Source organism: Elusimicrobiota bacterium, from assembly GCA_016218575.1.
In the GTDB taxonomy this organism is placed as follows: domain Bacteria; phylum Elusimicrobiota; class Elusimicrobia; order UBA1565; family UBA9628; genus JACRDN01.
In genome coordinates, this window is sequence record JACRDN010000019.1 from 360055 (window position 1) to 372415 (window position 12361).

General features: G+C 62.0%; 11 protein-coding genes and 1 tRNA gene. 2 read left to right on the forward strand and 10 right to left on the reverse strand.

Annotated features, from left to right (window positions below; genetic code table 11):
- Positions 1-90: 90 nt before the first annotated feature.
- Positions 91-164, reverse strand: a tRNA-Gly gene (locus HY921_09835).
- The gene (locus tag HY921_09840) at positions 144-1124 is read right to left on the reverse strand and encodes a hypothetical protein (protein ID MBI5631169.1); all 981 of its coding nucleotides are present in this window, start codon (positions 1122-1124) and stop codon (positions 144-146) included. Before HY921_09840 ends, HY921_09835 begins: the two co-directional genes overlap by 21 nt.
- A 182-nt stretch (positions 1125-1306) precedes the next feature.
- Here HY921_09840 and HY921_09845 point away from each other — a divergent pair, with 182 nt between their 5' ends.
- Both HY921_09845 and HY921_09850 read left to right on the forward strand, forming a co-directional pair.
- The gene (locus tag HY921_09845; GenBank protein ID MBI5631170.1) at positions 1307-1918 is read left to right on the forward strand and encodes a urate hydroxylase PuuD; all 612 of its coding nucleotides are present in this window, start codon (positions 1307-1309) and stop codon (positions 1916-1918) included.
- A gap of 164 nt (positions 1919-2082) precedes the next feature.
- Complete coding sequence (locus HY921_09850) at positions 2083-2619, forward strand: hypothetical protein (GenBank protein ID MBI5631171.1); 537 nt, start codon at positions 2083-2085, stop codon at positions 2617-2619.
- 48 nt (positions 2620-2667) lie between these two features.
- Here HY921_09850 and folE read toward each other — a convergent pair whose 3' ends face one another.
- From folE to HY921_09890, 8 genes are all read right to left on the reverse strand, one after another.
- Positions 2668-3195, reverse strand: a complete 528-nt coding sequence (folE, locus tag HY921_09855) for a GTP cyclohydrolase I FolE (GenBank protein ID MBI5631172.1) — start codon at positions 3193-3195, stop codon at positions 2668-2670.
- Between the two features lie 23 nt (positions 3196-3218).
- Positions 3219-4664, reverse strand: a complete 1446-nt coding sequence (locus HY921_09860) for a leucyl aminopeptidase (protein ID MBI5631173.1) — start codon at positions 4662-4664, stop codon at positions 3219-3221.
- Positions 4661-5347 carry an aquaporin gene (locus HY921_09865; GenBank protein ID MBI5631174.1) on the reverse strand — a complete coding sequence of 229 codons (687 nt, stop codon included), beginning with the start codon at positions 5345-5347 and terminating at the stop codon, positions 4661-4663. Before HY921_09865 ends, HY921_09860 begins: the two co-directional genes overlap by 4 nt.
- Positions 5348-5372: 25 nt before the next feature.
- A complete protein-coding gene (locus HY921_09870) occupies positions 5373-7262 on the reverse strand; it encodes a hypothetical protein (GenBank protein MBI5631175.1) in 1890 nt (629 codons plus the stop codon).
- Positions 7263-7414: 152 nt separating this feature from the next.
- Positions 7415-8875 carry an HD domain-containing protein gene (locus HY921_09875; GenBank protein ID MBI5631176.1) on the reverse strand — a complete coding sequence of 487 codons (1461 nt, stop codon included), beginning with the start codon at positions 8873-8875 and terminating at the stop codon, positions 7415-7417.
- Positions 8859-10436, reverse strand: coding sequence for a long-chain-fatty-acid--CoA ligase (locus HY921_09880; GenBank protein ID MBI5631177.1), 1578 nt, complete (start codon positions 10434-10436; stop codon positions 8859-8861). The genes HY921_09875 and HY921_09880 overlap by 17 nt, the downstream gene beginning before the upstream one ends.
- Before the next feature lie 7 nt (positions 10437-10443).
- Positions 10444-11337 carry an ABC transporter permease gene (locus HY921_09885; GenBank protein MBI5631178.1) on the reverse strand — a complete coding sequence of 298 codons (894 nt, stop codon included), beginning with the start codon at positions 11335-11337 and terminating at the stop codon, positions 10444-10446.
- Entirely contained in the window at positions 11334-12359 is a 1026-nt protein-coding gene (locus HY921_09890) for an ABC transporter permease (protein ID MBI5631179.1), read from the reverse strand. The genes HY921_09885 and HY921_09890 overlap by 4 nt, the downstream gene beginning before the upstream one ends.
- Positions 12360-12361 lie beyond the last annotated feature (2 nt).

The following is a 12361-nucleotide window of genomic DNA, read 5'->3' on the forward strand; positions in this document are numbered from 1 at the left end:
GCCGTTTTTAGGCTCTTTTTTGGGCCCTTTGGGAGGTATTGCGTGACGCTGAAGTTCGCCGATTTGTCGACGAGAATCGGGTGTGAAATCTGGAGCGGGCGATGGGAATCGAACCCACGTCCGAAGCTTGGGAAGCTTCTATTCTACCATTGAACTACGCCCGCTAAGGACTGCAGAGCCCTCATTTTAGCGGGATTGAGGCCTTGCGTCAAGGCCGGTTCTTTGGAGAAGGGCAGGGTCAAAGCGAACTCCTCGCTCCACTGGTACTCCGGCTTCTTGAAATCATGGCGCACCTTCAGTTTCACCAGGTACGAGTTCTGTTCGTTTAATTCCTGGTAGAGCGGTATCAATAAGACGTTGCGCGGCAGATTGGCGAGATCCCTCTTGCCTTTGACCATGCCGAAAGCCATGGAGCTGCCGGCGGGAATCCTCTGGGCCTCGTACTGGATGTCGGAGATCATTTTCTTGTCCAAGACCTCCGGCTTGATGGAGACGGACATGATTCCTTTTCCGCTTTCCTTGTCGTTGTAGGCCCGGAAAACCATGTTGTCTTGGATGAAGCGGAGCAGTTCTTCATCGGGTTTCGGAGCCGGCGGGGTCGGGTCGGGCCTGCCTTCTCCCTTGGCCAGTTGGAACACGTAGGAATCGGGCATTTCCCGGTTTTGGAAGCGGTGAACCGGGGGTTCCTGATAGCTGTAATGGGAGGACTTTACCTCCGCGGCGTAGGCATCGTAGCGGGAGAAGGGATTTCCCGCGCCATGGTGGTAGGTGAGCTTGATCTCCTCGCTCTGTCCTTCCCGCAAGGCGGCATCGGCCGGGAATTGGAGCGCGACCTTCACCGGCTTCTCGTAGTCCCGGTACTCGTAGTCCCGGCAAACTCTCGTGGGATAACAGTATTGATGGCAGTGCCAATGGCATCCGCCGTGGGGGGCCGGAAGGCAGGAGCAATGCTCGCGGCATTCGGTCTCCCAATGGCATCTCGTTTCGATTCGATAGACCCATAGCTTTAAATCGAACTCAACGCGGTCCTGGCCGGTGCGGCGCGCGGCGCTAAACTCATCGGCCCGGGCGTTCCCTGTCAATAGAGCGCAGAACAGTCCGGCGCAGGCAATTAGGTTTTTCATTTTTATCCTCGCGAGATAACCAATCTGATGATATTCAAGCCCCGCTGTCAATGGAAAATGCTCGCTAGTCCTACGTTTGAAATAGGCCCTTCGACCCATGACAGTGTTGACGCGGCCGCCCTAAAACTGGTATTTGTATTTCACCGCGAATTATTCGATAAATCGCCGCATTGGGGGACGCTATGGACACTCTGCAATTCGTGACGCGCTGGCTGCATGTCATCGCCGGGATCACCTGGATCGGCCATCTTTATTTCTTCAACTTCGTCAACGTCCCCCTCCAGGCGGCCTTGGACGACGCGGGGAAAAAAGCCGTGAACCCCAAGCTCATGCCCCGCGCTTTGTGGTGGTTCCGTTGGGGCGCCATGCTCACCTTCCTGACCGGACTCCTGCTCTTTTCCCTCATCTATATGTATTTGCCGGGCGCGGGCTTCGGGCCAAACGCGCTGTTTCATGACGAGATGGGGCTGACCGACCGCGCCTCTTGGATCATGCTCGGCATGCTTTTTGGAAGCGTCATGTGGTTCAATGTCTGGTTCATCATCTGGCCCATCCAGAAAAAAATCCTCTCCGGCAAGGCGACCCCCGAGGAGTTGCCGGTGATCCGCCGCCGGGCCTACCTTGCTTCCCGCGCCAACACCTATCTCTCCGGGCCCATGCTCCTGGGGATGCTCGCCGCCAACCACATGACGGCTGGCTACACGGTGGGAGGGCTCCTGATCTGGTCCGCTTTGGCTCTCGCCGTCGTCTGGGTTGCGATCTTCCACGCCGACCGCGTGGGAACCTCGGTTTAACACAAGTTTAGAACAGAAAAATCCCTGCATTTTAATATGCAGGGGTTTTCTATTCTAGCGTCTGATGATCAAGGAGTTTTAGCGAGCTCCAAGTCGCCAACCGCGCTGATGTTTGTATTGGTTGCGGTCAACTATACGGTTCATCCGAGAAACGGGAGAAGAATTTGATCAGTTATCTATCAACAGTCCCTTGCGTCAATGTCATCGTGTTGGCAACCTTATTTTGTGGTGCCTGCCAGCATGAATCCCCAAGTCAACGCTTTAAGTCCATGAAACTATATTCTGAAGTTAAGATCGGACCGGCTGTTGATAGTCGAACAAGAGAAGGCAAAAGGATTGCACTGATTATTCATCCCCGGCAGTTGAAGTCCAAGGACGAAGGGAATGAGCAGTGCAAGTTGTTCGCAATGCCGCACGATGTAGTGTTGGTGGAAGATGTCCATGAACTTGTGAGAATAGAAGTCAAGTATTTGGGGGAGATGATCAGCCTGGTCAATCTGCCGGATGAGAAAGGATTTCGAGCAGTGTATGCGTATGACAGCGACTCCGGCTCAGAATCCACGACCCTGGAATATGCCGGCCAATTGGCCGCCGATAAAGTGTCCGGACATGCTTCAATGAACGTGGATGAGCTTGGCAAGCGCTGCGCTATAACTTTTTCATTCAATGAACGCTTGCCATCTGTGAAGAACGAAAAGTGAATGTCCCGGAGCGCGGGGGATGAAAAGCAGGCCTTCTGCCTGGCGTTTTTAATTGATCAGGTTCAGGAACTCCTCGCGGGTGCGGGGGTCCTTTTGGAAGCAGCCGAGCATGGAGCTCGTGACCGTCGGGGAAAGCAGGCTCTCGGCCCCGCGCATCTCCATGCAGAGGTGGCGGGCCTGGATCACGACGCCCACGCCCAAGGGCTTGAGCTTTTGGCTTAGGATCGCGGCGATTTGATTGGTCATGCGCTCCTGGACCTGGAGTCGGCGGGCGAAGATGTCCACGATCTTCGGAAGCTTCGAAAGGCCGATGATTTTCTTGTCCGGGATGTAAGCCACGTGGGCTTTGCCGAAGAAGGGCAGGAGGTGGTGCTCGCAGAGGCTGAAGAAGGTGATGTCTTTGACCAGGACCATCTCGTTGTAGGCCTCGGTAAACAGCGCGTCGTTGATGATCTTATCGACGTCGGCGCGGTAGCCGGCGGTGAGCTCCCGCAGGGCCTTGGCCACGCGTTGGGGGGTTTTTACGAGCCCCTCGCGCTCCGGGTCCTCCCCGAGCTCGGCCAGGATGCGGAGCATTCCCTCCGCGATCGGGTCCGGCTTCACAGGGCCGCGAGGTATTCGATTAAGGTGCGCACCATAGAGCCGGTCCCGCCCGCCGGGCAGTAGGCCGAAGGGGCGTCGGTCCACGCGGTGCCCGCGATGTCCAAATGGACCCAGGCGGCGCCGTCCACGAACTCCTGGAGGAAGAGCCCGCCGATGATGCTTCCGGCCTCCCCCCGCGCCTTGCCGATGTTCTGGAGGTCGGCGATCGAGCTCTTGATCTGGTCCTTGTAGTCCTTGACCAAGGGCAGCTCACAGACGGCCTCCTGGGTCTTGGCCGAGGCGGCCAAAAGCTGGCGCAGAAGTGCTGGATTGTTGGTCATGGCTCCCGTCACCTTGGAGCCCAAGGCCGTGACCACCGCTCCGGTGAGGGTCGCCAGGTCAATCAAGGCGTCGAGCTTCTGGCGGCTGGCGTAGGCCAAAGCGTCGGCCAGGATAAGGCGCCCCTCCGCGTCGGTGTTCAAGACCTCGATGGTTTTCCCGTTCATGGCCTTGATCACGTCCCCGGGCTTCATGGCGTCGGGTCCGGGCATGTTGTAGGTGAAGGCGCAGAAGCCGTGCACCTCGGCGCGGGCCTTGAGGCGCGGCAGAACCTTGAAGACGGCGAGGACCGAGGCGGCCCCGGCCATGTCCATCTTCATGGTCTCCATGTGCTGCGGGGGCTTGAGGCTCAGGCCCCCCGAGTCGAAGGTGATGCCCTTGCCCACCAACCCCAGGCGCTTGCGCGCCGGGCCTTGGGGCTTGTAAACCAGATGGACGAAGGCCGGCTCATGGGCGCTGCCCCGGGCCACCCCGAGGAAGGAGCCCATGCCGAGCTCCTGGGCCTTGGCCCGAGAGATGACGCTGACCTTGATCCCGGAGCCGTCCAGGGACTTGGCGATTTCCGCCATGGCCTGCGGGGTCTTGTCCGAGGGCCCGCGGTTGACGAGATCCCTGGCCAGGCACACCGCCTCGGCGTGGAGCGCGGCCTTGGAGAGAGCCTTCTCGAAGCCGTTCTTTTCCGCGGCTTGCGCGGCGATGAAAACCGCCTCGGAGAGCTTCTCCTCCTCGCCCTTCTTGTATTCGAGGAAGCGGTAGGAGGCCAAAATCAGGCCCTCGGCCGCGGCTTGAGGATTGTCAGCGGGGAACACCGCGATGCGGGCAAAGCGCCCCTTGGCGTAGTGGAAGAGGCCCGCGGCGGCCCGGCGCAAAGCCTCGGCGTCGTAGTCCCCCTTTTTTCCAAGGCCGACCAAGATGAGCTTTCCAAAGTTCGGCGAGGAGAACGAGGCGCAGTCGCCCAGTCCCCCTTTGAAGCCGTCGGCCTTGGCCTGGTCCAGAACGGCCTTGCGCTGGGCCGGGAGAACGGGCTTGGCTCCGGCGATGGGGCCCTCCTCAAAACAAAAAAGTGCCGTCGGGAGTTCGCTGCCTTTGAGAGAAGACTGGAGTGCTGTCGTCAATTTGATCATGGTTTAGTTCCTGGTGTGGATTCAAGAAAAAAATTTTCATGCAGGAGGGAAGCGGCCGCGGCCCCGGCCAGGGGGCCGATCCAATAGACGAACCAATTCTCCCAGCGCCCGGTCGCCACCGCCGGCCCGAAGGCCCGGGCCGGGTTCAAGGCCGCGCCCGTGAGGGGCCCGATCGCGAGGGTTCCGAGAGAGACGGCCAGGCCGGCGGCCAGGGGGGCCGTGCCGGAAAATCCCCGGCAGTCCACGCTGGTGGCGTAAATGACGGAGACGAGAAAGAAAGTCATCACCGCCTCGAGCAAGGTCCCCCCCTTGAACCCGATTCCCACAAGCCCCATGCTTCCCAAGAAAGGGGATGTGTTGGCCACATGCGGGTAGGCCTGCAGGGAGGAGGCGAGCAAAAGGCCGGCTAGGGAGGCGCCCAGAAGCTGGCAGATGACATAGAACACCCCCTTGACCGCGTCCATTCTCCGGTTGATGAGCATGGCCGCGGTCACGGCCGGGTTGAAATGGGCTCCGGAGATGGGGGCGTAGGCGTAGGACATGGCCGTGATCGCCAATCCGTGGGCCAAGGCGATTCCGGTAAGCCCCACTTTCCCTCCGGTGGCCGCGTCCATGCACACCGAGCCCGCCCCGACGAATACCAAGGCGAAGGTGCCGATAATCTCGGCCAAATACGACTTCAGGCTCCCTGTCACCATGGGAATGCTATCAAATGGACAGGGCCTTGGCCAGAAGTAGAAGGCGGCGGGATGTTTCTTTTCGTGCTTCCGTCCGTTCTGGAGGAAGGTGCAGCCCGGCCGTGGTTTTCCGTTCCTTGAGCTGGGCCTGGTAGCTCTCGATCAAGGGCTTGAGGCGCTTGAGCCAGACCTGCCCCCGGCCCCGGTCGGGCCGTGTCGGGGACTCGCTCATCCTGATCGCCGCCGCCAGGGCGGACCGCCAGGCCCGCATCTCTTTGCCGTTGAGCCACTCGTGGTCGCTTTCAAGGAAGACAATCATTTCCTGGGCATGCCGTGCCAGCGCTTGCAGCAGGGGGCGATCTTGCGCCCTGGACCAGAGGCGCGCGGCGAGAGAATCGCGCAGTCTGCGGATGGCCGCCTCTTCCTCGGCGACAAGGTAGTTGTCGAGGATGATGGCGGCTATATCCTCCGTTTGACTGGCGAGCTCCCCCGCGGTTTCGGGAGAGAGGCGGGTATTCCGGATGCTTTTTCGCAAGGCGACGAATTCCGCGTAGCGCGTGTTGGACTCGTACATGCGAGCGGCAAGTCTGGAAAGAAACTCCTCCAAATCCTCCCATAGGGAGCTCCGATCGTCTTTGCGCGCCGCGAGCCTGGCGGTCAATCCCTCTCGGGCGCGCTCGGCTTGGGGAGTCAAGGCCAGGTAGGCCAGGCCCAGATCCCGAAACAGGGCGTCCTTCTCGCCCTTTTCATCGCGCAGAAAAGGGCTCGCGTAGAACACCAGGTTTTCCGCGGCCTCGGCGTACTCCACGATCTGGGAAGGGATCATTCCCCGTCCCTGGTTTGCCTCGACGATATCCGCGGCTTGCCTTCTGGCTGCGCCATGGAGTTCTTGAAGGGCGCGGCTTAGGGCCGCGGCTCTCTCGGGGCTCGCTTCGAATTCTTCCGGAGAGGCGAAGGTGATCTGGAGCCGGCTGGCGACGTAGCCCAAGGTATTCGCCCCGGGGTTTTTTAAGAAATTCACCTCAAGCAGAGCTTGGGCGAGAGCATGCGCGGGATACTCCGGGCCTATGAGCGCAAGGGCCTCCGCCACGGCTTTCCTCCATTCCTGGCGGCGCGGCAGCCGCCGGGGCTTCCAAGATCGCTCCGGCTTGCTTGCGTCCCGGGGCTTTAGAAGGCCGGCCAGGCCGATGGATTTCGGGAAGGGCTCGCGCCGGGATCTGGGGCTTTCCGGCTCGATGGGGGCGCTGGCCTCCGGCGCGGGCGCCATAGAGCCCAAGGCCGCGGCGGTCCGGCTCATCTCGGCCGACAATGCAGAGCCTTTTTTGAGCGATCTCTCGATCTTCTGGGCGAAAGACAGGGCGGATTCGATTCCTTTTCCGTACGGAGCGAGAAGCGCCAAAGTCTCGACGGCCTCCTCGAGCTCCTCCAAGTCCCGCGCCGAGGACGGCACCGGTCTCTCGAAGCGCTTGCGGATGTTGTCCATCACTTCCAAGGTCTTTGCTTCCACGTCCTCCTCCGCCCTTTTTCTGGCCCCGGAAATGGCTTCGAGCATGGATCGGGCCACGATCATTTTTACGTCCACGATTTCCGTTCCCGCGAGGCGATCGGCGCATTCGAGCATGAACTCCTCTTTGAGGTAAGGCTCCAGCGGCTTGAGGGCCATGTCCGCCCTTGTCGCGTCGGGCCACCGCACCTTCAGTTGAGCCACGAAGTCCAGGGCGGGAGTGCCCCGTATCGGGTCAAGCAGCCGCTGCGCCTCGGCCGAGTCCAGAAAGGTCTTTAAGGTGGAGATGGTTCTGGACAGATAGAGCCGGGGAAAATCAAATTTCAGGGGACCGGCCAGGCGCTCTCCCCCCAAGTTTGCGAAGGCGGCGGCGGAACTGGTCAGCGCCAGGACGGCGGCCAGGAAGAGCCTTCTCATGGCGTTTATTCTACGATGTTTCTCTGGAGCAGTTCATAGGCCTTTCGGGGAAGAGCCCGCCCGGAAAATGGCCTAAGCCGCGCTGGGTCCGGGCGCTCCCGGCTGACTTGTCCACAAAAACTCCCCGCGAAGTTTTGTGGATAACCGGGGTTTTAGATTCTCTTTAGAAACGCCAGGGCCTCTTGCCGGGTCTTAATCCGGCCCTCGGCCTGGGCCTCGCGCACCTTCTCGAGAAGTTCCCCTACTTTGGGCCCGGCCGGGATGCGCAGGGCCTTCATGACGTCATGGCCATTGATGAGGCGGGCGGGGACGGCCCGCTTTTTCTCGTCTAGGAGGCGGCGCATGAGATAGGCGATCACCTGGAGGTGATGCACCGTCTTTTCGGCTTCGGGATTCGGCTCGGCCCGCGCCTGCCTTAAGACGCAGAGAAGGCGCTTCTCCGGCAGATAGCTCGCGTGGTCGGCCCAGCAGACGAGAAGGAGGCTCAGGGCGTTCTCGCCTAGGTCCCGGCAGAACCGGTAGACGGCCTTGTCCGTGACCATGCCGCCGGCGGCCAAATGGCCGGGGCGCAGGTGATGGAGGATGGCCGCCGCGGCGATCTCGATGTGCTCGCGGGAAAACCGCAGCTTGGAGAGGATCACCGAGGCTTTCTTGGCCCCCAAAGCGTCGTGCCCGAAAAATCGCAGGCGTCCCCCCTGCCTGCGGGCGGTCTCCGGCTTTGCGACGTCGTGGAGGAGTGCCGCCAAGACGAGCAGGGGTTTGAGGCAGGACGCGCGCGCGGCCAAGGCCCGCTCGATGGCCTCCGCCTCGGCCGGGAATACGCGCTTGAGGTTGTTGAGGAGGAAATCCTCCCGGGCCGCGACGGCCAGGGAATGCTTGAGCACCCCTCCCGGCCCGTAGTAGACCGCAGCGCAGCGCCGGGCGGGACCCAACTCCGGGAAAACGGCTGTGAGAAGACCGGCCTCGTCCATGAGGCAAAGCCAGCGCGAAGAGCCCGGCGCGGACAAAAGGGCCATGAGCTCGGCTTGGATTCTTTCCCCGGCGGGTTCGCGGGCGAGATCCTTCAGGCGCCGGATCATGCCCAAAGTTTTGGGCTCTATGGAGAGCCCGAGCTGGGCGGCCAAGCGGAAGGCCCTCAAGAGGCGCAGGGGATCATCCCGGAAGAGCTGCTCGTTATCGGCCCTCAGAATTTTCTGGGAGACATCCTTGAGCCCTGCGCGAACATCGATGAGGCCGCCCGCGGCGATCGAGGCCGGCATGTCCGGCGTCAAGGGCAAGGCCAAGGCGTTGATGGTGAAGTCTCTCCGGGCGAGATCCTCTTCGAGGGTCTCGCCCTGCAGCAGCGCCACGTCCACTTGGCGTATCTCTCGGCACGAGGGGCCCAGAGCGATCCGGTAGACGGCGTTTTCCGGGTCTAGGACCACCATGGTCCCGCGCGCGGTTTTGGCCAATTTCTTGGCCAGGGGCAGGGGCTCTGGCGAGACCAGATCCAAGTCGTGGGTCTTGCGCTTTAGGAGCCAATCGCGCGGGGCTCCCCCCACCAGGTGGACGGGCCCGGGGCTTAAGCGCGCGGCCTGGCGCAGCAGCTTTAAGGCCTCAGGAGGCAGGCGCACTTCGCTTCTCGATCTCGCGGGCGCGCAGGTCGCGCTTGAGGACTTTCTGCAGGGCGTTCTTGGGCAGCGCGTCCATGACTTCCACGTCGCGCGGGCGCTTGTACGGATCGAACTTGGCGCGGCAGTATTGCATGAGGGCGGCCTTGTCCGCCCTGGCGTCCGGGCGGAGCACGAGGAAGGCCTTTATGGTTTCGTCGCCGTGCTCGTCGGGCACTCCGACCACGGCGGCCTCGGCCACGTCCGGATGATCGAGAAGAACCGCCTCGACCTGGGCCGAGAATACCTTGAGCCCCTTGACGATGATCATGTCCTTCTTGCGGTCCCGGATGTAGAGATAGCCGTCCGCGTCCAGGGCCCCGATGTCGCCGCTCTTGAACCACCCGTCCCGGGTGAAGGCCTGGCGCGTGGCCTCGGGGAGGCCATAGTAGCCCTTCATCACGTTGTCGCCCCTGATGCAGATCTCTCCCTCTTCTCCGATTGGAAGCTCCCGCTCATGATCATCGACGATTTTGATCCGGGTGCCGGGGATGGCGCGCCCCACGCTGCAGGGCCGGGGGGCGTCCGGGGGATTGACCGTGGCCACCGGAGAGGTTTCGGTGAGGCCGTAGCCCTCCAGGATGGGAACGCGCAGGGCCGACTCGAAGGCCTTCTGTACCGGGAGACTCAACGGCGCGGCCCCGGAAATGGCCATCCGGACCTTGCGGAAAAACCACCAGCGCAGGACGAAGCCCTTCCAGCCCTGGGCCTCCTTGGCAAGCAAAGAGTAGACCTGGGGAACCGCCGAGAAAATGGTGACCCCGTGCCGGGCCATGAGGCCGAGCCAAGGCTTGGCCGGCGCGATATTGGGCGAGACCACGAGCTTTATGCCCAAGCGCAGGCAGACGAGCACGTTGCCGGTCCAGGCGAAGGTGTGGAACATGGGCAGGATGCAGAGCGCCACGTCCGAGGCCTTGAGCTTGAGCTGGGACAGGGTGTTCTCGCAATTGCTGACGAGATTCTTGTGCGTGAGCATGACCCCCTTGGGCACGCCGGTCGTGCCCGAGGTGTAGAGAATTCCCATGGTTTCCTGTTCGTCTGCGAGGGGAGCGTTTTTGGGAGCCTCCGGGCCTTTGAGCAGTTCGGAGAAGGGCCTCTCCGCGCCTCGGGCTTGGCCCTCGGCTATGTCGGTGACCCAAATCGTCTTGAGGCAGGGAGCCGAGGCCGAGGCGGCGCGCAGCCCTTTTAAGAACTCCCTCTGGGTCACGACGCCCGCCGTCCGGCAGTCGTTGAGCATGTAGGACAGCTCTCCGGGTTTCTGGACCATGAAGTTAATGGGCACCGCCGCGGCCCCGAGGCGCGCCAGGGCGAAGTAGGCCACGATGAAATCCGGGCTGTTTCGGAGGATGAGGGCCACGCATTGGCCGCGCCCGACGCCGGCGGCCTCGAAACCCGCCGCGGCGCGCAGGACCTCTGCCTTGAGCTCGGTGAAGGACAGGCTCCGGGTCTCGGTGGCGATGGCGGGTTTGGCGCCGTCCTCTAGGGCCGCGCGGTCCAGGAGATCGTTGAGGGTTTTAATTTCCATGGGCGCGCTATTTCTGCCGTGGATCCAGGATGTCCCGGACCGCGTCGCCCAGGAGGTTCCAGCCAAGAACGAAGAGGAAAATGGCAAATCCCGGGATGAAAACCGTGTGCCAAAACTCGAAGGGGTTGCCGGAGGTCCCCAGGATCCAGTTGCGCGAAAGCGAGATGAGCTGTCCCCAATCCGCGTAGCCGACCGGCGCGCCCAGCCCCAGGAAGCTCAGGGCCGCGGCCGTGATCACGATGCGGCCCATGGAAAGCGAGGCCACGACCAGGGCCGGGTAGATCGAGTTCGGGATGATGTGCCTAAACAGGATGCGCAGGTCGGAGGCTCCCAGGGCCTTGGCGGCCAGCACGAATTCCCTCTCTTTTACCGAGAGCACGTCGCCGCGCAGCAGCCGGGCGTAGGACGGCCAGGAGACGGCGGTGACCGCCAGCATCACGTTGTGGAGGCTGGGTCCGCGGACCGAGACGATGACGACGGCCAGGACCAAGTCCGGGAAAGCCAGGATGACGTCGGTAAATCGCATGAGGAGTTCGTCCACCCAGCCGCCGTAGAAGCCGGCCAGGCCCCCGAAGAGAATGCCCACGATGAGGGAGACTCCGACAACGCTCAAGGCCACGCGGAAGGCCGTGCGCGTGCCCCAGATCATGCCGTAGTAGAGGTCGTACTGCTGCTCCGTGGTGCCGAAGCGGTGCCGGGGGCTCGGGCGCACGGGGTCGGGGCTGTAGCCGTCCTGGGGGATGATATAGGGGTCGCGAGAGTTCGCAGGAGGCGGGGCCAGGACCGGGGCCGCGAGGGCCACGGCCATAAAGAAGCCGATGAGCCCGAAGCCCAGAAGGGACATGGGCCTCTTCCTTAGGAGCCTATAAAAGGACTGCAAGCGCGTTCTATTCTCCATCATCCTACCCGGATGCGGGGATCCACCACCGCGTAGAGGATGTCGGAGACGAGATTTGCCAGGACGAACAGCGTGGCCGCGAGCAAAGTCGAGCCGAGAACCCCGGCGATGTCGAGCTGTTGGGCCGCCACCACGCCCCAGCGCCCGATCCCGGGGTAATCGAAGACCGTTTCCGTGATCACGACCCCGCCCAGGAGGTTGATGAAGAGGAGGCTCGATAGGGTCACGACCGGGATCAAGGTGTTTCGCAGGGCATGCTTCTTGACGATCACGTTGCCAGGCAGGCCCTTGGCCTTGGCCGTGCGGATGTAGTCCTTGCCGAGCTCTTCGAGCATGGAGGAGCGGGTGATGCGCAGGAGAAGGGCCACGCTGATGTAGGTCAAGGTGCAGGCTGGCAGTACCAGATGTTTGAGGACATCTCCCAGGGCTTTCCATTGCCCATTGAGAATGCAATCAAGCGTGAGCAGGCCCGTGTAGTGCCCGAAGGCCTCCGAATGGGTGAGAAGATCAACGTCCAGGGAGTAGCGTCCCGGCGGGAACCATTGCAGTTTTCCGTAGAAGATCATGAGAAGCAAAAGCCCCAGCACGAAGCTCGGCAAAGAATAACCCGTGATGGCCACGAAGCGCGTGACGTGGTCGAGCCACTTGTCCTTGTACACGGCCGAAAGGGTGCCGAAATAAACTCCCAGGATGAGGATGGGAAAGAACGCCGCCACGGTCAGCTCCAAGGTGGCCGGGAAGAAGGCCTTGACCGCCTCGGCCACCGGCATTTTCGCGGTCTCGCTGTAGCCGAGGTCCCCCTTTATGACCTGCTTGAGCCAGATGCCGTACTGCACGGGCAGGGGCTTTCTGAGCCCATACTTCTCGATGACGGACTCGAGGGCCGAGAGCTGGCGGGGATCTTTGATGTAGAGCGAGGCCCGCATCTCCGGAGAGAGAAACTGCAGGGCCGCGAAAAGAAGCGCCGTCACCCCGAGCATCACGAAGGGCAGGAAGAGCAGGCGCTTCAGAATGAACTTGGCCATTA